At 71.7% G+C, this 21,681-nt stretch carries 17 protein-coding genes; 6 read left to right on the top strand and 11 right to left on the bottom strand.

Translation table 11 applies throughout. The annotated features are described in order from the left end of the window. Window positions 1-48: 48 nt before the first annotated feature. From D1648_RS16235 to D1648_RS16185, 11 genes are all read right to left on the bottom strand, one after another. Entirely contained in the window at window positions 49-1,230 is a 1,182-nt protein-coding gene (locus D1648_RS16235) for a hydroxymethylglutaryl-CoA synthase (RefSeq protein ID WP_122943650.1), read from the bottom strand. Further along, a complete protein-coding gene (locus D1648_RS16230) occupies window positions 1,227-2,288 on the bottom strand; it encodes a hydroxymethylglutaryl-CoA reductase (RefSeq protein ID WP_122943649.1) in 1,062 nt (353 codons plus the stop codon). The genes D1648_RS16235 and D1648_RS16230 overlap by 4 nt, the downstream gene beginning before the upstream one ends. Further along, on the bottom strand, window positions 2,285-3,448 hold the full coding sequence (gene fni, locus D1648_RS16225) for a type 2 isopentenyl-diphosphate Delta-isomerase (RefSeq protein ID WP_122943648.1): 1,164 nt from the start codon (window positions 3,446-3,448) through the stop codon (window positions 2,285-2,287). The genes D1648_RS16230 and fni overlap by 4 nt, the downstream gene beginning before the upstream one ends. Continuing rightward, window positions 3,445-4,614 (bottom strand): phosphomevalonate kinase, encoded by a 1,170-nt coding sequence (locus D1648_RS16220; RefSeq protein ID WP_122943647.1) that lies wholly within the window; start codon window positions 4,612-4,614, stop codon window positions 3,445-3,447. Before D1648_RS16220 ends, fni begins: the two co-directional genes overlap by 4 nt. Then, a complete protein-coding gene (mvaD, locus tag D1648_RS16215; protein ID WP_122943646.1) occupies window positions 4,611-5,591 on the bottom strand; it encodes a diphosphomevalonate decarboxylase in 981 nt (326 codons plus the stop codon). Before mvaD ends, D1648_RS16220 begins: the two co-directional genes overlap by 4 nt. Next, window positions 5,588-6,592, bottom strand: coding sequence for a mevalonate kinase (gene mvk / locus D1648_RS16210; RefSeq protein ID WP_122943645.1), 1,005 nt, complete (start codon window positions 6,590-6,592; stop codon window positions 5,588-5,590). The genes mvaD and mvk overlap by 4 nt, the downstream gene beginning before the upstream one ends. 122 nt (window positions 6,593-6,714) lie before the next feature. Continuing rightward, complete coding sequence (locus tag D1648_RS16205; RefSeq protein WP_122943894.1) at window positions 6,715-8,058, bottom strand: D-arabinono-1,4-lactone oxidase; 1,344 nt, start codon at window positions 8,056-8,058, stop codon at window positions 6,715-6,717. 404 nt (window positions 8,059-8,462) lie between these two features. Then, on the bottom strand, window positions 8,463-9,971 hold the full coding sequence (araA, locus tag D1648_RS16200; protein WP_122943644.1) for an L-arabinose isomerase: 1,509 nt from the start codon (window positions 9,969-9,971) through the stop codon (window positions 8,463-8,465). A 5-nt stretch (window positions 9,972-9,976) separates the two neighbouring features. Next, complete coding sequence (locus tag D1648_RS16195) at window positions 9,977-10,744, bottom strand: L-ribulose-5-phosphate 4-epimerase (RefSeq protein ID WP_122943643.1); 768 nt, start codon at window positions 10,742-10,744, stop codon at window positions 9,977-9,979. 190 nt (window positions 10,745-10,934) lie between these two features. Further along, window positions 10,935-12,611, bottom strand: a complete 1,677-nt coding sequence (locus D1648_RS16190; protein WP_122943642.1) for a xylulokinase — start codon at window positions 12,609-12,611, stop codon at window positions 10,935-10,937. A gap of 99 nt (window positions 12,612-12,710) precedes the next feature. Continuing rightward, window positions 12,711-13,745 (bottom strand): LacI family DNA-binding transcriptional regulator, encoded by a 1,035-nt coding sequence (locus D1648_RS16185; protein ID WP_122943641.1) that lies wholly within the window; start codon window positions 13,743-13,745, stop codon window positions 12,711-12,713. Between the two features lie 362 nt (window positions 13,746-14,107). Here D1648_RS16185 and chvE point away from each other — a divergent pair, with 362 nt between their 5' ends. The 6 genes from chvE (at window position 14,108) to D1648_RS16155 (ending at window position 21,580) form a co-directional block, all read left to right on the top strand. Then, the gene (gene chvE, locus D1648_RS16180) at window positions 14,108-15,259 is read left to right on the top strand and encodes a multiple monosaccharide ABC transporter substrate-binding protein (RefSeq protein ID WP_122943640.1); all 1,152 of its coding nucleotides are present in this window, start codon (window positions 14,108-14,110) and stop codon (window positions 15,257-15,259) included. A gap of 76 nt (window positions 15,260-15,335) precedes the next feature. Next, on the top strand, window positions 15,336-16,880 hold the full coding sequence (gene mmsA, locus D1648_RS16175) for a multiple monosaccharide ABC transporter ATP-binding protein (protein ID WP_122943639.1): 1,545 nt from the start codon (window positions 15,336-15,338) through the stop codon (window positions 16,878-16,880). Window positions 16,881-16,889: 9 nt separating this feature from the next. Then, window positions 16,890-18,071, top strand: a complete 1,182-nt coding sequence (gene mmsB, locus D1648_RS16170; protein ID WP_122943638.1) for a multiple monosaccharide ABC transporter permease — start codon at window positions 16,890-16,892, stop codon at window positions 18,069-18,071. A 270-nt stretch (window positions 18,072-18,341) separates the two neighbouring features. Further along, entirely contained in the window at window positions 18,342-19,685 is a 1,344-nt protein-coding gene (locus tag D1648_RS16165; protein ID WP_122943637.1) for an extracellular solute-binding protein, read from the top strand. A 27-nt stretch (window positions 19,686-19,712) separates the two neighbouring features. Continuing rightward, complete coding sequence (locus D1648_RS16160) at window positions 19,713-20,666, top strand: carbohydrate ABC transporter permease (RefSeq protein ID WP_122943636.1); 954 nt, start codon at window positions 19,713-19,715, stop codon at window positions 20,664-20,666. Further along, a complete protein-coding gene (locus tag D1648_RS16155; RefSeq protein WP_122943635.1) occupies window positions 20,663-21,580 on the top strand; it encodes a carbohydrate ABC transporter permease in 918 nt (305 codons plus the stop codon). Before D1648_RS16160 ends, D1648_RS16155 begins: the two co-directional genes overlap by 4 nt. The last annotated feature ends 101 nt before the right edge of the window (window positions 21,581-21,681 follow it).

The following is a 21,681-nucleotide window of genomic DNA, read 5'->3' as shown; positions in this document are numbered from 1 at the left end:
ATCGGAGCAGCGTGCGAGGCTGCAGGCGTCCGCCCGGACCCCGCCGCCTCACTCCTGCGTCGGCCCCGCGGGCGCGGTCTGCGTGGCCTCGTAGCGGCGGGCACGGTCCCGGATGCCGGCGAAGCGGAACGGGCCCTCGGTGACCCGCGGCGTCTCCCAGTCGACGTCGCTGGGGTGCGCCGCGCTGTGCAGGGCGCGGTACTCCTCCAGCGTGAGCGGCACCCGCCCGGCGAGCTGGTCGCGGATCGACTCCGCGCGGCGCAGCTGCCGGTAGCCGGGCTGGACGATGCCGGTGAAGAACTCGCCCACCGCGCCGGAGCCGTAGCTGAACAGGCCGATGCGACGACCGGCCAGGTCGTCGTCGTGGTCCAGCAGCGCGGCGAGACCCGCGTACAGCGAGGCGGTGTAGGAGTTGCCGAGCTCGCGGTTGTAGGCGAAGGACGCCTCCTGCAGCGTGTCCGGGAGCTCGACCCCGGTGTGCTGGGAGAGGCGGGCCAGCGCCTTGCGGGCCAGCTTCGTGAACGGCTGATGGAAGCAGAAGCGGTCGATCTCCTCCGCGCCCACGCCGCCCGCGGCGGCGAAGTCGTCCCACGCGGAGGTCATCGCGTCCATGTACGCCGTCACGGACAGCCGGCCGTCGACCACGGCGGTGGTGGAGTCGTTCGGGCGCCAGAAGTCGTCGACGTCCCGGGAGACCACCCCGGAGATCGGCTCGATCGCGAGCAGCGCGGGGTCGGCGCTGACCAGCATCGCGGCGGCTCCGGCGCCCTGGGTCGGCTCCCCGGAGGAGTCGAGCTCGTAGCGGGCCACGTCGCTGGCGATCACCAGCACCCGCTCGCGCGGGTTGCGCGCCACGATCCCGAGCGCGGACTGCAGCGCCGCGGTCGCGCTGTAGCAGGCCTGCTTGAACTCGACCACTCGCATCGTGCGGGGCAGCTCGAGCAGCTCGTGGAGGAACAGCCCGGCGGACTTCGACTGGTCCACGCCCGACTCGGTCGCGAACAGGATCGTGCGGATCCCCTCGGCGCCGTGGCGCTCGAGCAGGGGCAGAGCGGCCTGCGCGCCCATGGTGACGATGTCCTCGTCGGCGGCGGGGATGCTCATGCGGTCCTGGCCGAGGCCGATGTGGTACTTCGCCGGGTCGACGCCGTTCGCCTCGGCGAGCGTGTCGAGGTCGAGGACGCGGTGCGTCGTCGCCAGGGACAGGTCGTGGATTCCGATCGACATCATGCCTCACCCCTTGCTGCCCGACGCTCCATGGCGACGTGCGCCGCCATCAGCTCACCGGGATTGGTCTGGGCCGCCAGCAGGGACAGCTCCCCGCACAGGACGGTCGCGGCCACGATGGCCGCCAGTCGGTTCGCGTTCTCGCCCTCGCCGCGCTCCTCTCGGCAGCCGAGTCGCTCGAGCGCCTCCTCCACCTGGGGGAGGTCCTTGCCGTTGCCCACGGTGCCGACGATCAGATGCGGCAGGGTGCAGGAGAAGTACAGCCCCTCCTCGCGCTCCTCGGCGAAGGTGATGCCCTGCGACCCCTCGACGATGTTCGCCGCGTCCTGCCCGGTGGCCAGGTAGATCGCCAGCAGCATGTTCGCGTAGTGGGCGTTGGCCGAGCGCAGGGAGCCGGCGACCGTGCCGCCCACCAGGTTCTTGCGCACCACCAGGTCCACCATGCGCGTCGCGGTGGTGCGCAGGGTCTTCTCCAGCACCTCGTGGGGGATGAGGAGGTCCGCCACGACCCGGCGCCCGCGGCCCAGGTCGCCGTTGACGGCGCTGGGCTTCTTGTCGGTGCAGTAGTTGCCGGAGACGGAGCCATACTCGAGCCCCAGGTCCCAGGAGAGGATGGTCTCCATGAGGGCCTCGGCCGCCTTGGTGACCATGTTGTGGCCGGAGGCGTCGCCCGTGGCCAGGGCGAAGCGGGTGAACAGCAGGTTCCCGACGATCTCGGTGTGCAGGTCGACCAGGCGGGCGAAGCGGCTGGTCGACTCCACGGTCGCGGCGAGCTCGTCGCGGCGCTCGTGCAGGACCCGGTCGGCGGCGTGCGCGGCGGCGGCGTCGGGGGCGACGAACAGGCTCGAGCGCGCCATCCGCGCGTCGACCAGGGTGGCGGTGATGCCGCCCTCGATCAGACGGGAGACCTTGGCGCCGCGGCCGACGGAGGGCCACAGCGGGCTCTCGTAGGTGGCCAGCGGCACCTCGATCTCGCCGGTGGCGGCGTTGCCGGAGAGGCGGATCGGGCCCACCCAGCGGGTGGGCACCGGCGTGGAGTACGGGGCGGGGCGTGAGCTCATGGCGTGGTCCTGGGATGCGGGGCGGGCGTCGCCGGGGGAACGGGGGTGGGGGATGGGCCGGCGGAGGCAGCGGTGGTGCCGGCGGCGGGGAGGAGGTCGCCGCGGCGGGCGAAGGAGGCGGCGTCGATCCCGGAGAGCTCGCAGAACTCGCGGACCCGGCCGCGCAGCAGCAGGTCCGTGCGGCCCAGCGCTTCCGGGGTCTCGGCCCCGAAGAGGCCCATCAGCTCGGTGAGCTGGGTCAGCCAGCCGCGTATGACCTGCGTCGTGTGCTCGGCGTCGCCCTCGTAGGCGGCCTTGAGGAAGGCGCCGGCGACGCCGGCGGCCCGCGCCCCGAGCGCGAGCGAGCGCACCACGTCCAGCGGGGAGCGCACCCCGCCGCTGGCCAGCAGCAGCGGAGCGTCCTGCGGGGCGTCCAGCAGGCAGCACACCGCGGACTGCCCGTGGCCGGAGAGGAAGGAGAAGTCCTCGCCGGGGCGGCGCGCGTTCTCGATCCGGGCGAAGTCGGTGCCGCCGACGCCGCTGACGTCGGCGATCTGCACGCCCATGTCGTGCAGGAGGCGCAGGGTGCGGCGGCTGAGCCCGAAGCCGACCTCCTTGACGAGCACCGGCACCGGGGAGGCGGCGACGACCTCCTCGAGGGCCTGGGGCCAGCGGGAGAAGTCGCAGGTCCCCTCCGGCATCACCGTCTCCTGCACGGCGTTGAGGTGGATCTGCAGGGCGTCCGCCTCGAGCAGGTCGACGGCGCGTCGGGCCTCCTCGCCGCTGCGGCCGATGCCGAGATTGGCCATCACGAAGCCGTCGGGGTTCTCATCGCGGATCACCCGGAAGCCGGGCGCGGTCGAGGGATCGTCCAGGGCGATGGCCACGGAGCCGGAGGCCATCGCGATGCCGGTCTCGCGGGCGGCGATCGCCAGGGCGCGGTTCACGCGCGCGGTCCGGTCGGTGCCGCCGGTCATGCCGTTGATGTACAGCGGCGCGCTCCAGCGATGCCCGAGCACGTCCACGCCCGGCCGCACCCGCTCAGGGTCGATGCCGGCGAGGGCGTGGTGGACGATCTGCACGTCGTCGAAGTCGTTGGGGGCGGGGGCGGAGGTCTGCTGGCCGTGGGCGAGGCGCAGGTGGTCGTCCTTGCGCTGCCCGCTGCCGCTCGGCGCGCTCATCGCTCCGCCTCTGCGGCGCTCTCGCCCTGCGTGGCGCGCTCATCCCCCGCGGCGCGCGCGGTCGCCGCGTCGGCGGGGGCGGGAGCCTCGGGGTGGTGCACCGAGATGTCCAGCCGGCGGATGCCGCGCCCCTCCCAGGCCGTCAGCAGCGTCTCGAGCTCGGTGTCGACGGGGGCGAGCACGATGCCGCAGTCGCCGCCGCCGGCGCCGGAGGGCTTGCCCGCGGTGCCGTGCTGCTCGGCGAGGTCGCACAGCAGGCGCAGCTCGTCGGTCTCGATCCGGATGCCGCTGCTCTCGCCGAGCTGCTGCAGCAGCCGGCGGGCGCGGGTGATCGTCTCGCGGGCGCGGGAGCCGTCGTCGGCCCGCAGGCTCTCCACGAGCGTGTCCACGCAGTCCCGGCTCTCGGTCATGAAGCTCCCGTAGCGGCCGGTGGTGCGCGCCCGGGGCGGTCGGACCCCGCCCACCAGGCGCTCGGTCGAGGCGGGGGAGCCGGTCCAGCCCACCAGCAGGCGCAGCGAGGAGGGAGCGGGCAGGGGATCCACGCGGTGCAGCTCCCAGCCGGCGCAGGTGAGCGTCGCCGTGACCCCGTCGCGGCCGAGGCTCTCGCGCAGCGCGCCCCGGTCGGGGGAGGTGTACCGGATCCAGCCGCCGTAGGTGGATGCGGCGACGTCCCCGCCGGAGGCATCGGGGGAGACCATGATCGTGGACAGCAGGGCCATGCGGAAGCGCTCGTCGACGGTGAGCCCGAGCGCGTAGAACTCGTCGAGCGCGGCGACCACCGCGACCGTCACCGCCGCCGAGGAGCCGAGGCCGAACTTGCGCCCCGAGGCGTCGTCGAGATCCGACTCGATGTGCAGGTCGAAGTAGTGGGCGGGCAGGCCCCGCTCGTCGCGCAGCCGCTCCATGAGCGTGATCGCGCTGACCACGTAGTCGTAGGGCTGGTGCTCGACGACGATGCTCACCGGCTGCCCGGTGTGGTCGGTGCGGGTCCACTCCACTGGCGCCTTCCCGTACTCGCGCGAGTGCACGCGGCCGACGTCGTCGCTGGGCGTGAGACGGACGGTGAGGAAGCGGTCGACGGCCACGAGGACCGCGGGCTGCCCGGGGTCGACGACGGCGTACTCGCCGGCGATGAAGAGCTTGCCCGGTGCGCGGGTGACGATCATGCGGGATCCTCCGCGGGGATGAGACGGGCCCCGGGGCCGGCGCCGACCACGCGCACCTGGCCGAGATGGTCCAGGTGCTCTGCGACGGCGGGGGCGTCCTCGGGGCGGGAGATGACGACGACGTTGGGGCCGGCGTCGGCGGTCGCATAGGACTCGACGCCGTCGGCGCGCAGCTGCTCGACAGCGTCGAACACGGCGATCGAGCCGGCGCGCAGGTAGCGGACGGGCGGCTCGCACGCCTCGATCGCGGCGTGCATGCGCAGGGCGTTGGACTCGGTGATCTCCCCGATGCGGGTGAAGTCGCCCGCGCGGCAGGCCGAGCTCATCTCCTGCAGGCTGCGGGTGGTGGACTCGACCCATCCCGCGTAGTACGGGGAGGTGGCCGCGGTGCGGCGCATCGCCTCGCGGCTGGAGACGGCCTTCTCCGCCGCGTCGACGGTCACGATGGTCATGGAGATCGCGGGCCCCTCGATCGGCTCCGCGAAGGAGGAGGCGTCGTCGTGCCCGGCGTGCCACAGGGCCAGGCCGTCCACGAGGGACCGGGTGGCGGAGCCCGAGCCGCGACGCGCCAGACGGCTGAGCTCCGTCCGGTCGAGGTCGAGGCCGTAGGCGGCGGCGGAGGCGACCGCGAGCGCGGCGAAGCCCGAGGCGGAGGACGCCAGCCCGGCACCGGTCGGGGCCTCGTTGTGCGAGGTCACGACGGCGCGGGCGGTGGAGCCCGCCCGCTCGCGGACCAGGTCGAGGAAGCGGGTCACGCGCGTGGCCTGCGCGGGGGTGGCCGCGGCGCCGTTCAGGGTGAAGCTGTCGGCGGCGGCCTCGTCGTCGGTCCCCTCGAGCGCGACCGTGGTGGTGGTCGCGAAGGCGTCGAGGGTGAGGGAGAGGCTGCCGGCCGCGGGGAGCATGAGCTCCTCGTCGCGCTTGCCCCAGTACTTCACGAGCGCGATGTTGGGGTGTGCGCGCGCTGTCGCCCTGGTCATGCCGTACCTCCGACCACCGTGATGTGAACCTGTGCCGCGCCGGCCGCCTCGAGGGCGTGCGCGAGGGCCCCGGCCTCGGCCACGGAGGGGGCGAGGGCGAGGATGCACCCGCCCAGGCCGCCGCCGGTGAGCTTGGCGCCGGGGGAGCCGGCGGCATGCGCCGCCTGCACGAGGGTATCCAGTTCCGGGCTGCTCACGCCGAGGCCGACGAGCAGCTCATGCGCGGAGCGCAGACGAAAGCCCAGCTCGGAGTGGTTCCCGGTGGCGAGGTCCATGACGCATCCCTCAGTCAGCTCCCCGAGACGGGCGATCGCGGAGTCGGTCGCGGCGGGCTCCCGGTCGCGCAGCGCACGCACTGCGGCGACGGCCTCGGAGGTCGCTCCGGGACGCCCCGTGTCCGCGATGACGAGAGCGAGGGGCGCCGCCATCGGCAGGGTCCGGAAGGCTCCCTGCTCGAAGTGGATCGGGGCGTCGGCCACCACCGTGCGCGCATCGATCCCGCTGGGCGTGCCGTGGGCGACCCGCTCGGCCACCTGGATGAGCTCGTACTCCTCCGTGGTCTCGAGCACGACCCCCGCGGCATCGGCGACCGCGCGCACGATCGCGGCGGCGCTCACGGCGCTGGATCCGAGCCCTCGCCCGATCGGCACCTCCGACTCGATGGCCAGCTCGAGCCCCTCCGCGCCGAGGCCGACATGCGCGGAGGCGGCCCGCCAGGCGGCCCGTGCCGGGGCGAGATGTGCGGGGGCGTCGGCCACGGGCCCCGTGTAGAGGGCGCTGCTGAGGCGGGTCCCGCTCGCCGGTCGCAGGACCGCCGACGACGTGAGGGTGCTGACCGGCACCGCGATCGCGGGGGTGCCGTGGACCACCGAGTGCTCTCCCACCAGGATCGCCTTCGCGTGTGCGAGCCCCGTGCCGAGGGTGGCAGGGGCCGGAGCAGGGGTGCAGGGATGCGCGGTCACGGAAGTTCTAGAACCTGTCTCCTGGGGCGCCTCGCGCATGGTCGATGAGGCACAGAGTATCTGCGCATGACCAGCATGGGGCCTGAACGTGCCCGGAGCGATACGTTCCGGCGGATCCTCACGAGACCGTCACGAATCCTCCGTGCCCGATCGGGGCGTGCTCAGTCGCCGAGCAGCCGGTCCACGTAGTCGTTGCGGAAGGTGCGGCCGGGGTCCAGACGGTCGCGGAGCGCCCGGAAGCGTGCCAGGTCCGGGTACCGGGCGCGCACGACCTCGGGGTCGAGGGCGAACACCTTGCCCCAGTGGGGGCGCGGCGCGAAGGGCGCCAGGCGCTCCTCGATCTCCGGCAGCAGCGCCGCGACCTCGGCGGGGCGCCGCTGCCAGGTGAAGTGCACGCAGGCGCTGTCGCGGTGCTGGGCGGGGGAGAGCCACAGCTCGTCGGCGGCGACGGTGCGCACCTCGGAGGCGTGCAGCAGCGGACGGATCCGCTCGCCGAGCGGCATCACCGCCGCGAGCGCCTCGCCGATCCGCTCGCGCGGCACGAAGTACTCCGACTGGATCTCCTCCCCGCTGGACGGGGTGAACTCGAGCCGGAAGTGCGGCAGGCGCTCGTGCGCGGGGCCCGGCTGCCCGGTCTGGTCGGTGCAGGAGTCCGCCGACATGCCGGGCAGCGGGTGCACGGGACCGGGAGCCCGTCGGCCCCCGAGCCAGCTCTCCGGGAGCGCGGTGTCGGGTGACGTGGCGTCCGAGCCCATGCGCTGCTTCACCCAGGCCTGGGCGATGTGGCCGTCCCAGTGATGGAACAGGCTCACGCTCGCGCCGGCGCCGAGCATCTGCGCGAGGCTCCCCTCGTCCATCCGCTCGGCGGGGAAGTCGAGGTGGACGGTCTGGCGCATGGGCGCGGCGGGGACCAGGTCGAGCGTCAGATGGGTGAAGACCCCGAGCGCGCCGAGGGAGAGCACGGCACCCGGGAAGAGCTCCGGATTCTCCTCGCGGGACAGGTGCAGCAGATCGCCGCCGGCGGTGACCAGCTCGACCGCCCGCACCGAGGACGACAGCGAGCGCGAGGCGTTCCCGGAGCCGTGGGTGCCGGTCGCGCTCGCCCCGCCCACCGAGATGTGCGGCAGGGAGCCCATGGTCGGCAGGGCGAGGCCCGCGGCATGCGCGGCGACGGCGAGCTCGCCGTAGCGGACCCCGGCCGCGACCCGCACCGTGCCGGCCTCGGTGTCGATGTCGATCTCCGGCGGCATCCCGGTGAGAGTGACGAGGTCCGCGTCGCTCGCGGCGACCTCGGAGAAGGAGTGACGGGTCCCCAGCGCACGCACCCGGTCGCTGGCGGCCACGAGCTCCTGCAGCTGGTCGAGGGAGGTCGGGGCGTGCAGCGGTCCGGGCCCGTAGTCCACGGTCCCGGACCAGCTCAGGCCGGGACGCTCGTGGGGGCCGGGACGCTCGGGGGCGGGGCCGGGACGCTCGGGGGCGTGGCCAGGGGTGCTCGTGGTGGGCATCATCGCTCCGGTGGGACGAGGGTGGGTGCTCTGGGAGGAAGTGTCACCCCAGGACTCGTCCGGAGCCTCGCACGAGTCCGGGGGTGATCAGAAGGCGGGCCGCGACGGACCGTCCCCGCGACGCTCGGACCGGCCGCGCGACGCTCGGACCGGCCGCGCGACGCTCGGACCGTCCCCGCGACGCTCGCGTAGCAAAGTGGGGCGAATGGCGGTGCCAGAGGACCAACTTTGCTACGCGCGGCGCCGGGGACTGGCGGGGAAGGCCGGGGGTGCCGGGGACGGCCGGGGACGGGCGGGAGACAGGCCCGGGATCGGCCCGGGCAGGTCCGCAGCCGGCCAGGGAACGGCCTGGCCCGACGCCGTGCCCGGCCAGGGAACGGCCCGGCCCGACGCGAGCCCGGAGCTCAGAAGCCCTGGGCGAGGCGGTGGTAGACCTGGTTGGTGCGCAGGTCCTGGGCGAAGGAGCGCACCGTCGTGGACTCGTCGATGACCGCGAGCTCGATGTCCGCGATCGTGGCGAGGTCCTCCCACACCTCCAGGCCCACCGCGGTGCTCATCACCGTGTGGTGGGCGGCGCCGGCGGTCAGCCAGCACTCGGCGGAGGTCGCGAAGTCCGGCGCGGGCTCCCACACGGCGCAGGCCACCGGCAGGTTCGGCAGCTCCTCGTCGGGCTCGACCACCTTCACCACGTTCGCGACCAGGCGGAACCGCTCGCGCATGTCGGACAGCGCCACCACGACGGCGGGGCCCGCGTCGGCCGTGAACTTCAGCCGCACCGGGTCCTCGCGGTCGCCGATCCCCAGCGGGTGGATCTCGAGGGTCGGCGTGCCGGTGGTGAGGGAGGGGGAGACCTCGAGCATGTGCGCGCCGAGGATCTTCTCCTTCCCGGGCGTCATCTCGTAGGTGTAGTCCTCCATGAGGGAGGCGCCGCCGGACAGGCCGTAGCCCATCACCGCGGCGACCCGCACCAGGATCGCGGTCTTCCAGTCGCCCTCGGCGCCGAAGCCGTAGCCGTCGGCCATGAGGCGCTGCACCGCGAGGCCGGGCAGCTGGCGCAGCCCGCCGAGATCCTCGAAGTTCGTGGTGAAGGCGCCGAAGCCGCCCTCCTCGAGGAAGCGGCGCAGGCCCAGCTCCTGACGGGCGCCGTAGCGCAGGGACTCGTGGCGCTCCCCGCCGCGCCGGAGCTCGGGGACCACGTCGTACAGCTCCTCGTACTCGGCGACCAGCTCGTCGACAACTCGGTCGTCCACCGCATCAATCACTGTGACCAGGTCGTTGACGCCCCAGGTGTTGACGGAGACGCCGAGCCGCAGCTCGGCCTCGGTCTTGTCGCCCTCGGTGACGGCGACGTTGCGCATGTTGTCGCCGAAGCGGGCGAGCTTCAGGGAGCGCATCTCGGCCCAGCCGGTCGCGGCACGGGCCCAGCGGCCGATCCGCCCCTGCACGGCCTCGTCGCTCGCATGGCCGACGACGGTCTTGCGGTCCACGCCCAGGCGCGTGGCGATGTACCCGAACTCGCGGTCGCCGTGCGCGGCCTGGTTGAGGTTCATGAAGTCCATGTCGATCGTGGACCAGGGCAGCTCGACGTTCGCCTGCGTGTGCAGGTGCAGCAGCGGCGTGGCCAGGGCGTCCAGCCCCTGGATCCACATCTTCGCCGGCGAGAAGGTGTGCATCCAGGCGATCACGCCCACGCAGGCGGGATCCGCGTTCGCGGCCAGGGCGGTCTCGCGGATCGCGTCGCGGTCGGTGAGCACGGGCTTCCAGACGATCTTCACCGGGATGTCGGAGGCGGCGTCGAGGGTCTCGGCGATCGTGCGGGACTGTGCGGCGACCTGCTCGAGGGTCTCGGGGCCGTACAGCCCCTGGCTGCCGGTGAGGAACCAGATCTCGCGGGTCTCGAAGGGGTTCTGCATGGTGGTCAGGCCTCCTGGGTCTGCTGGCCGGCGGTAGGATCGGAGTCGGGGGCGGACGGCTGTCCGTAGACGTTCTGGTAGCGGTCGTACAGGGAGTCGACGTGCTGCTGCGCGATGGGCAGCGGCTCGCCGAGCTGGCGGGAGACGTGCACCGTGCGGGCGACCTCCTCGACCATCACGGCGGCCTTCACCGCGGCGCGGGCGTCCTTGCCGATGGTGAACGGGCCGTGGTTCTGCATCAGCACGGCAGGGCTGCGATGGCCCCGCAGCGTCTCGACGATGCCGTGGCCGATCGAGTCGTCGCCGATGATCGCGAAGGGGCCGACGGGCACGGGGCCGCCGAACTCGTCGGCCATCATCGTCAGCACGCAGGGGATCTCCTCGCCGCGCGCCGCCCAGGCGGTCGCGTAGGTGGAGTGGGTGTGCACCACGCCGCCCACCTCGTCCATGTGCGCGTAGACGTAGGCGTGGGCGGCGGTGTCCGAGGAGGGCGAGAGCGCATCGGGCGTGCCGTCGACGATCTTGGCGCCGTCCAGGGTGCACACCACCATCGTCTCGGGGGTGAGCTCGTCGTAGGAGACGCCGGAGGGCTTGATGACGAACAGGCCGGGCACCTCTTCCGGCAGGTCCGGGACCCGCTCGGAGACGTTGCCGGCGGTCCACACCACCAGCTGGTTGCGGGGCAGCTCGGCGTGCAGGGCGGCGACGCGCTCGCGCGTCGCGGCGACGGCGCGCTGGGCGTCGTCGGACAGGTCGGTCAGGACCAGGGTCATGGGTCTTCCTTCCGGTGCGGGGATCAGGTGATGTCAACGTTCACACGAAGGATGTGAGCAGAGGGCGGTGTCCGTGGGGCCGGCGTGGCGCCGGCCGGGTCGTCGGAGCGGGAAGCGGTGGGGACCGCGGACCAGGCGGCACGCGCGCCTGCGGCTGACGGGACGCCCGGCCGCCCCGTCGGCCGGGTCCTCAGCCGAGCACGTCCCCGGCCTGCCGAGCGAGGGGCAGTCCGGCGCGATAGGCGTCCAGCCAGGCCCCGTGCCCGGCGGTGCCGTCGGCGTCGGGCGACAGGGTGGTGAGGTCCTGACCGGCGAAGACGACCTCGTCGAGATAGGCGCTGAGGGACTGCGCTGCGGTGGGCGTGCCGCTGTCGGCGTCGGCCGCGGCGGTGCGGGCGGTGTGTGCGGCGAGCAGGGCCATGCCCCAGGCGCCGCCCTCGCCCGCGGACTCGCCGAGCGCGACGGGCACGCCGAGCGCATCGGCGAGCACCTGCTGCGCCACGCCCCGGGTGCGGAAGATGCCGCCGTGGGCGTACATGACGTCCAGCCGCACGCCCTCGTCCTTCAGCAGCGCCTCCATGCCCACCGCGAGCGCCCCGAAGGCACCGTAGAGCTGGGCGCGCATGAAGTTCTCGAGGGTGAAGCGGGCGGACTGCTCGCGCACCAGGAGCGGGCGGCCGGAGGCGACACCGGTCTGGTGCTCCCCGGAGACGTAGTTGTAGCTGAGCACCCCGCCGGCGTCGGCGTCGCCGTCGGCCCCCGCGGAGAAGAGCGTCCCGTAGAGCTCCTCGGGCGACTGCGGGGCGCCCACGAGCTCGGCGAAGCGGGAGAACAGCCCCAGCCAGGCGTCGAGGTCGGTGGTGCAGTTGTTCGTGTGGATCATCGCCACCGGATCGCCCGACGGGGTCGTGACCAGGTCGATCTCCTCGCGCGGCCCGGACAGCGGCCCCTCGAGGACCACCATCGCGAAGGCGCTCGTCCCGGCCGAGACGTTGCCGGTGCGGGGCTCGACGGCCTGGGTCGCGACCATGCCGGTGCCGGCGTCGCCCTCCGGCGGGGCGGTGATCGCGCCGGGCTGGAGCGTGCCGGTGGGATCCAGCAGCGCGGCGCCCTCGGCGGTGAGGCGGCCCGCGTCCTGCCCGGCGACGAGCACCTCGGGCAGGAGGTCCGGGAGCGACCACGGCTGCGCGTCGATGTCCTCGATCCGGGCGAAGCGCTTCAGCAGCTCCGCGTCGAAGGCGTCGCCGGAGGCTGCGATCGGGAACATCCCGCTCGCATCGCCCACGCCGAGCACCTTCCGGCCGGTGAGCTGCCAGTGCACGTAGCCGGCGAGGGTGGTGAGGTGGTCCAGGCTGTCCACGTGCTCCTCGCCCTGCTGCACGGCGTGCAGGAGGTGGGAGACGCTCCAGCGCAGCGGGATGTTCTGCTCGAGGATCTCGCTGAGCTGCGCGGCGGCCTCGGTGGTGAAGGTGTTGCGCCAGGTGCGGAACTCGGCGAGCTGCTCGCCGTCGGCGTCGAAGGCGAGATAGCCGTGCATCATCGCGGAGACGCCCAGGCTGCCGAGGCGGGAGAGCTCGGCCCCGTGGCGTTCGCGCACCTCGCGGGCGAGCTCGGCGTAGCAGTCGCGCACGCCCGCCCAGACGGCCTCGAGCGAATAGGTCCAGGTCTCTCCCACCAGCTCGTTCTCCCAGGCGTGGGAGCCCGTGGCGAGGACGGCCCCGGTCTCGTCGACGAGGGCGGCCTTGATGCGGGTCGAGCCCAGCTCGATCCCGAGGTGCGCCCTGCCGGCGGCGATCAGGGCGGCGTGGTCGCCGCCGTCGGCGGCGGAGGAGGGCGAATGCGTGTGGGACACGTCGGCGTGCGTCATGGGTTCACTGAACCAGGCCGCACGGCCGATGTCAACGTTCACATCCTGCACGTCCCGCAGGCTCTCCTTGGCCCCGCGGAGGGTCTCGTCGCACGCCCGTCAGGCCGTCCCGTGCTCCGGCCGCGTCGAGCCGCGTGCCACGAGGCGAGGCGCGAGCGCTGCGGGCGGCGGCCCCGGCTCCTCCGGATGCTCCAGCAGCTGCAGCAGCCGGTGCAGCGCGAGCCGCCCCAGCTCCGCGAAGGGCTGGGAGACCGTGGTCAGCGAGGGGGTCAGGTAGGCGGCGCAGTCGGTGTCGTCGAAGCCCACCACCGCGATGTCCTCCGGCACCCGCAGCCCCTGCTCGTGCAGCGCGTGCAGTGCGCCGATCGCCATCATGTCGTTCGCGGCGAAGAGCGCCTGGGGCGGCCCCGAGGCGAGCAGCTCGCGCGTGAGCTCGTAGCCCGAGCGCGGCGTCCAGTCGCCGGGTGCGGTCGCGACGCCGTCCAGGCCCTGGCCCTCGAGCCCCTCGACGAAGCCGTCCAGCCGGGCGCGCGCGTCGAACCAGTCCGACGGGCCGGCCAGGTGCGCGATCGAGCGCACGCCGGTGCGTGCGAGGTGCTCGACCACCGACCGGGCCCCGAGGCGCTGGTCCACGCCCACGACGGCGGCGTCGGAGCTCGCCGGGGACTGCGCGGAGACGGCGAGGACGGGGATCGTCGAGGCCGCAGCGGCGACCACCGGCTGCATCCCCTCGTGCGCGGCGACGACGAGGATCCCGTCCACGCCCGAGCCGATCAGGCTGCTGCCCGGGCTCGGCTCCGCAGCGGGGTCCGCGACGCCGGAGCCGACGGTCGTCAGCAGCACGGAGTAGCCCGCCTCGCGGGCCGCGGTCTCGATCGCGGTGACCGTCTCCGAGGGGCCGAAGAGCGAGGAGCCGTCGGTGAGCAGGCCGATCTGCGAGGAGCGGGTGGTCTTCAGCGCCCGCGCCGCGCGGTTCGGGGTGTATCCGGTCTCGGCGATCGCCGCGAGCACCCGGTCGCGCGTCTCGGGCCGGACGATGCCGGGCTGGTTGAGCACGCGCGAGACCGTCTGGTACGAGACCCCGGCGCGGGCGGCGACGTCGGCCATCGACGGACGACGCGACGGTGGGCTCATGGCTTCCTCCTCGCGGATGGTCGATGGGGCGTCACGTCGCCGGGCGCTGACCTGCGCTGATCCCCTGCGTGCAGGGTGCCGCGCAACGGCCTCGGACCTCGAGTCCGGCGTCGTTGCGAAGTCGTGACGCGGAGCGGTGTCGCGGCAGTTGACATCCGCCTCGATGTGAACGTTATCATCCGAGTGATCGACGCCACGGAGGCGTCGGGCATCTCGGACAGCGGGCCATCGCCGGCGCCGCTGTCCACGCCGACGAACGGCCGGCCCCTGCACGGCGCAGAAGCCCGCAGAGCCCGATCCGCCGCACGCGGTGTCCCGCCCCGACGAGGGGAGCGGGTGGTGACTTCGACGAGGAGAGATCCATGCACGACCGCAGAAGCTTCATCCTGGGCGGCACCGCCGCCATGGCCGCGCTCGGCCTGGCCGCCTGCGGCGGCGAGGGCGCCGGCTCCGGCGGCCCCGATCCCGACGCCGCGCCCGAGGACCAGACCGTCGGCGTCGCGATGCCGACCCAGACCTACGAGCGCTGGGTCGCCGACGGCAACAACATCAAGGAGGGCCTGGAGGGCAAGGGCTTCACCGTCGACATGCAGTACGCCGACGACGACATCCCCACCCAGCAGCAGCAGATCGACCAGATGATCAACTCCGGCGTGAGCGTGCTGCTGATCGCCTCGATCGACGGCGCCTCGCTCTCCTCCCAGCTCGATGCGGCCGAGGCCGCCGGGATCCCCGTGATCGCCTACGACCGCCTGCTCACCGACAACGAGAACGTCGACTTCTACGTCACCTTCGACAACTACAAGGTGGGCGTGAACCAGGCCAACGCCCTGATGTACGGCCTGGGCCTGCTGGACGAGGACTTCGAGAAGGCCGACGACGCGCCCGAGGGGCCGCTGAACATCGAGCTGTTCGCCGGCTCGCTCGACGACAACAACGCCCACCTGTTCTGGCAGGGAGCGATCGACACCCTGCAGCCCTACTTCGACGACGGCACCCTGACGGTGCTCTCGGGCCAGATGGACATCGACCAGGCCGCCACCCAGCGCTGGGAGCAGGAGACCGCCCAGAAGCGCATGGAGAACCTCCTGACCACGCACTACAACAGCGGCGAGGAGCTCGCCGGGGTGCTCGCACCGGCCGATCCGCTCTCGCGCGGCATCATCAACGCCCTGCAGAACGCGGGCCTCGGCCCGACGATCGAGGAGGGCCTGCCGATCGTCACCGGGCAGGACGCCGAGATCGCCTCGATCAAGCTCATCGCCGACGGCGTCCAGTCCTCGACCATCTTCAAGGACACCCGCAACCTCGCCGAGCAGGCGATCGTCGCCGCGGAGTCGATCCTGAACGGCGAGGACCCCGAGGCCAACGACACCGAGACCTACGACAACGGCGTGGTCGTCGTCCCCTCCTACCTGCTCGAGGTGCAGATGGTGCTGGAGGACAACTACGAGGAGATCATGGTCGACTCCGGCTACTACACGGAGGAGCAGGTCGAGTCCGGGCAGCTCTGACCACCCACTGCACCGAAGCACCGGCGGGGTCCCGGCGCGCCGCCGCGCCGGGACCCCCTGCCCGAAGGAGGTCCCCGTGACCGAGAACATCCTCGAGATGCGGTCCATCACCAAACGCTTCCCCGGCGTCGTCGCCCTCAAGGACGTCTCGCTGAGCGTCGACGAGGGCGAGATCCACGCGATCTGCGGCGAGAACGGCGCCGGCAAGTCCACTCTCATGAAGGTCCTCTCCGGCGTCGAGCCGGCCGGGTCCTACGAGGGCGAGATCCACTTCCGCGGCCGCCCGGTCAGCTTCGCGGACATCAACGACTCCGAGGCCGAGGGGATCGTGATCATCCACCAGGAGCTCGCGCTGGTCCCGCACCTCTCGATCGCCGAGAACATCTTCCTCGGCAACGAGCAGGCCCGCGGCGGCGTGATCAGCTGGCACGAGACCAACGCCCGTGCCGCCGAGCTGATGGCCCGCGTGGGGCTGCATGAGAAGCCCGTCACCCCTGTCGGCCAGCTGGGCGTGGGCAAGCAGCAGCTGGTCGAGATCGCCAAGGCGCTCTCGAAGAACGTGACCCTGCTGATCCTCGACGAGCCCACTGCGGCGCTGAACGACGACGACTCCGAGCATCTGCTCGGTCTCATCCGCACCCTGCGCGACGAGAGCGGCGTGACCAGCATCATCATCTCCCACAAGCTCGGGGAGATCGCCGCGGTCGCCGACGCCACGACCGTGATCCGCGACGGCTCGACCATCGAGACGATCGACATGCGCGTCCCGGCCGAGGAGCGGCACACCCTCGTCCCCCGCATCATCCGCGGAATGGTCGGGCGCGACATCGACAGCCTCTACCCCGAGCGCAGCGCCGAGATCGGGGAGGAGATCCTGCGGATCGAGGACTGGCACGTCGGCCATCCCACCCAGGCCGGCCGCACCGTCGTGGACGGCGCGTCCCTGAGCGTGCGCGCGGGGGAGGTCGTCGGGATCGCCGGGCTGATGGGCGCCGGACGCACCGAGCTCGCGATGAGCGTGTTCGGCCGCTCCTACGGCCGGGACATCTCCGGCCGCGCCCACGTGCACGGCAAGGAGGTGCAGCTGCGCACCGTCGCCGACGCGATCGACGCCGGCATCGCCTACGTCTCCGAGGACCGCAAGCAGTACGGGCTGAACCTCATCCAGGACATCCGCACCAACGTGACCGCCTCGGGGCTGAAGAAGATCCTCAACGGGTTCTGGCTCAACGGCAACGAGGAGATCGCGGTCGCCGAGCGCTACCGCTCCTCGCTGAACATCAAGACGCCGACGGTCATGGCGACCGTCGGCAAGCTCTCGGGCGGCAACCAGCAGAAGGTCGTGCTCAGCAAGTGGCTGTACACCGAACCGGACCTGCTGATCCTCGACGAGCCCACCCGCGGCGTCGACGTCGGCGCCAAGTTCGAGATCTACACGATCATCAACGAGCTCGCCGAGGCGGGCAAGGCCATCATCGTCATCTCCTCGGAGCTTCCCGAGGTGATGGGTCTGGCCGATCGCATCTACACGCTGTCCGCGGGCCGGATCACCGGCGAGGTCGCCGCCCAGGACGCCACCCAGGAGCACCTCATGGAGCTCATGACCATGGAGAGGGAGTGAGGGCGCCTCATGGCCGGAACCTCTGACATCAAGGAGCTGCTCACGCGCAACCTGCGCACCAGCGGCATCTACATCGCGTTCGTGTTCATCATCGTGCTGTTCACGATCCTCACCGGCGGTCAGCTGCTCAGCCCCGGCAACCTCACCAACCTGGTGCTGCAGTACTCCTACATCCTGATCCTCGCGATCGGCATGGTGCTGATCATCGTCGCCGGGCACATCGACCTCTCCGTCGGGTCGGTGGTCGCGCTGACCGGCGCGGTCGCGGCGGTGGTCGTCATCGGCAACGGCATGCCGTGGTGGATGGGCGTGCTCGCCGCGCTCGGCACCGGCGTGCTGGTGGGGCTGTGGCAGGGCTTCTGGGTCGCGTACGTCGGGATCCCCGCGTTCATCGTGACCCTCGCCGGCATGCTCATCTTCCGCGGCCTGACGATGCAGGTGCTCGGCAACGTGTCGCTCTCGCCGTTCCCGCGGGAGTACCAGTACATCTCCGGCGGCTTCCTCAACGGGCTCCTCGGCGGGGACGGGTACGACGCCTTCACGCTGTTCCTCGCCGCCGCGCTGGTGGTCGTCTTCGGGATCCAGGAGTACCGCGGCCGGCTCGCGAAGCTGAAGTACAAGCAGCAGGTCGAGGCGTTCCCGCTGTTCTGGGTCAAGATCGCCGCGGTCGCGCTGGTGGTCATGGCCTTCGCGTGGCAGCTCGCGCACTCGCGCGGCCTGCCCGTGGTGCTGATCCTGCTCGCCGCGCTCGTGCTCATCTACGGCTTCATCAGCCAGCGCACGATCTTCGGCCGACACATCTACGCCATGGGCGGCAACCTCCAGGCCGCGAAGCTCTCCGGCGTGAAGACCCGCCGCGTGAACATGTGGCTGTTCGTGCACATGGGACTGCTCTCGGCGATCGCCGGCATCGTCTACTCGGCCCGCTCCAACAGCGCCCAGCCGGGGGCCGGCAACATGTTCGAGCTCGACGCGATCGCCGCCGCCTTCATCGGCGGCGCGGCGGTCACCGGCGGCGTGGGCAAGGTGCACGGCGCGATCATCGGCGGTCTGATCATGGCGGTCATGTCCAACGGCATGCAGATCATGGGCATCGACCAGTCCACCCAGTCGGTGGTCCGCGGCGTGGTGCTGCTGATCGCGGTCGCCTTCGACGTCTGGAACAAGAAGCGCTCGCAGGGCGGCGCCTGAGCCGTCCCGTCGTGTCGGGGGATGCTCCGTTCTGAGCCACTTCTACGGCGGAAGTGGCTCAGAACGGAGCATTCCTCGAGCGCTGCCGCGAACCGTCGCCTCTCCGTGACCCGTCGATGTGACCGGCGCCATGCGCGCCGAGGCGCGGCGGAGGTTTGACCCCAGGGTTTACAACGCTGTAAATTGCTGTCCAGCACAGCAGCCCACGGGAACGCGGGGCGCCGGCGACTGTCGGCGCGACCCACGGTTCCACCACGAAGGGGTGGACACATGAAGCACAGCAGCATCTTCTCGACGGCGATGCATCGGCGTCTGGACCGACGTGCGCTCCTGCGCGGGGTCGGCGGCGTCGGCGCGGCCGGGGGGATCGCCGCCCTCGCCGGCTGCGGGAGCCTCTCCTCCGCGTCGGCCGAGGAGATCTCGTTCTGGCACCTGCTGTCCGGTCCGGACGGCGTGACGATGAGCGGACTGCTGGACGAGTACATGGCCACGGACGGCGCCGCGGACGTCACCCAGACCGTCCTGGGGTGGGGCGCGCCCTATTACACGAAGCTCGCGATGGCCTCCGCCGGAGGGCGGGCCCCGGACATCGCGGTCATGCACTCGGCGCGCGTGCCCGGCTACGCCCCGGGCGGTCTGCTGGATGCCTGGGACCTCGACCTGCTCGGGGAGTTCGGCATCCGCCAGGAGGACTTCCCCGAGCTCATCTGGGACAAGATGGAGGTGGAGGGCGAGCTGCTGAACATCGCGCTCGACTCCCACCCCTTCGTCCTCTACTACAACACCGACATCGCCGACGAGGCCGGGGTGCTGGACAGCGACGGGCTGCTCCTGCCCACCGAGACCCCGGAGGACTTCCGCGACCTCGCCCTCGAGCTCTCGGGGGCGGCGCCGAGCGGCTATGGGCTGTCCTTCGGCTGGCTCGGCGACGGCATGAACCAGTGGCGGATGTTCTACACGTACTACACCCAGATGGGCGGCACGATGGAGCTGCCCGAGGGCGGGACCATGCAGTACCAGGAGGAGATCGCGATCGACGCGATCGAGTGGATCCTCTCCCTGATCGACGGGGAGGCGGGCAATCCCAGCCACGACGGCGGCACTGCGATCTCGGAGTTCGCCACGGGCGGCAGCGGCGCCTTCTTCGGAGGGGTCTGGGAGATCGGCAGCTACCGCGACGAGGGCGTGCCCTTCGACATGACGATGGTGCCCGGGGTGTTCGGCCCGCCCACGGCCTACGCCGACTCGCACTCCTTCGTGCTCCCGTTCCAGAGCTCCCCGGACCCCGAGCGGCGCCGCGCGGTCCACGCCCTGGTCGCGCACGTGCTGAAGCACTCGCTCGCCTGGGCGGACGCCGGGCACATCCCGGCCTACACCCCGGTGGTCGAGGACCCGGCCTACCAGGAGCTCGAGCCCCAGTCCCACTATGCCGACGCGATCGACCACCTGGTCTACGACCCGCCGGCGTGGTTCACCGGATCGGGCAGCGACTTCAGCACCTACTTCGGCAACACCATGCAGAACGTGTGGGCACGCCGCACCGACCCGCTCGAGGGCTGGAACGCCTTCGTCGGCCGAATCGATGACCTGCTCGCCAAGCCGAGCCCGATGTGATCCCCCGCCCGCCGAAGGAGACGATCGATGACCACCACTGACGGTCTCGCCACGCCGAGCGGCACCGCCCGGCCCGCCGCCGGCGTGAGCTCCGAGCTGCGGCGGCGCCGCCGCCGCGCCGACAACCTGCGCGGCTGGCTGTACTGCCTCCCGTTCCTCGCAGCCTTCGTGCTGTTCCTCATCTGGCCCACGATCTACGGGTTCTGGATGAGCCTGACCGGCACGAGCCTCGCCGGCACCAAGACCGGCTTCGTGGGCCTGGAGAACTACGCCGAGGCGTTCTCCGATCCGTACGTGTGGAGCAGCCTGCTGAACACGGTGTGGTTCACGGTGCTCTCCGCGGTGCCGCTGGTGATCGTCGCACTCGTCCTGGCGGTGCTGGTCAACATCGGCCTGCCCGGGCAGTGGTTCTGGCGGCTGTCCTTCTTCATGCCGTTCCTGCTGGCCTCCACGGTCGCCTCCCAGTTCTGGGTGTGGATGTACAACCCCCAGCTAGGACTGATCAACACGGTGCTGGGCTGGTTCGGCATCACCGGTCCGGCCTGGCTGCAGGATCCGAACCTCGCGATGATCTCCGTGGTCGTGATGACCGTGTGGTGGACCGTCGGATTCAACTTCCTGCTGTACCTCACCGCCCTGCAGAACATCCCCGACCACCTCTACGAGGCGGCCTCGCTCGACGGCGCCGGGCGCTGGCGGCGGCTGATCTCCATCACGCTGCCCCAGCTCGCCCCCACCACCGTGCTGGTGCTGGTGCTGCAGATGCTCGCCTCGCTGAAGGTCTTCGACCAGATCTACCAGATGACCGCCGGCGGCCCTGGCGGTGATACCCGACCGATCCTGCTGTACGTGTACGAGGTCGGCTTCACCGGGTACCGGCTGGGCTACGCCTCGGCCATCTCCTACATCTTCTTCTTCCTGATCATCATCGTGTCCATCGGCTACATGGTGATCTCGTCCCGACGGAGCGTGAAGTCATGACGGCAGCAGCTGATCCGATCACTTCGGCCCGCCCTGACGGGGCGGTGCCCACGGCACGGACCGCGGGTCCGCAGGGGCGGCGCCGCAGGAAGGCGGATCCGTTCCGGATCCTCGCCTTCGTGATCCTCGCGGCCCTCGCCCTGGCCTGGCTGGTCCCGGTGGGATGGGCGATCCTCACCTCCGTGAAGACGGAGGCCGAGGCCGCCGCGATGCCGGTGACGCTCATCCCGGACAACGGCTTCACCCTCTCCGCCTATGCCGAGACCCTCAGCGAGGGCAAGGTGCCGCGCTGGGCATGGAACAGCCTGTTCACCTCGACGCTGGTCACCGCCATCACGGTGGTGATCTCCGCGCTCGCCGGCTATGCGCTCTCCCGGATGCAGTTCACCGGACGGCGGCTCATCGTCACGCTGACCGTCGCCTCGATCATGATCCCCGGCCAGATCCTCATCGTGCCGCTGTTCCGCCTGATGCTCTCCCTGAACCTCGTGGACACCTACTGGGGCATCATCCTGCCGCAGGTGGTGGCGGCCCCGATGGTCTTCATCCTCATGAAGTTCTTCGACCAGATCCCGAAGGAGCTCGAGGAGGCGGCGCTCATGGACGGCGCCAGCCGCCTGCGCATCCTGTGGAGCATCATCGTGCCCCTGTCCCGGCCGATCCTCGGTGCGGTGGCGATCTTCGTGTTCATCGGGGCCTGGAACAACTTCCTGTGGCCGTTCATCGTCATCAACGACGCGAACCTGATGACCCTGCCGGTGGGGCTGCAGACCGTCATCAGCGCCTACGGCATCCAGTACGCGCAGAACATGGCCCAGGCGGTCCTCGCGGCGCTGCCGCTGATCGTGGTCTTCCTGTTCTTCCAGCGCCAGATCATCAAGGGCATCTCCACCACCGGCATCGCCGGGACCTGAGCAGGGCGCGCAGGTCGTGAGCGGGCCGGGGCGAGGCCGCAAAGGTCACAGAGGTTTGCCTCACCTCGGCCCGGTCGCGTGGGATGGACGGACGGTCGCCG

This window comes from Brachybacterium sp. EE-P12 (genome assembly GCF_003711805.1).
GTDB lineage: Bacteria > Actinomycetota > Actinomycetes > Actinomycetales > Dermabacteraceae > Brachybacterium.
Note: the sequence above shows the minus strand (reverse complement) of the source record. Positions and strands in the feature narration are given on the sequence as shown.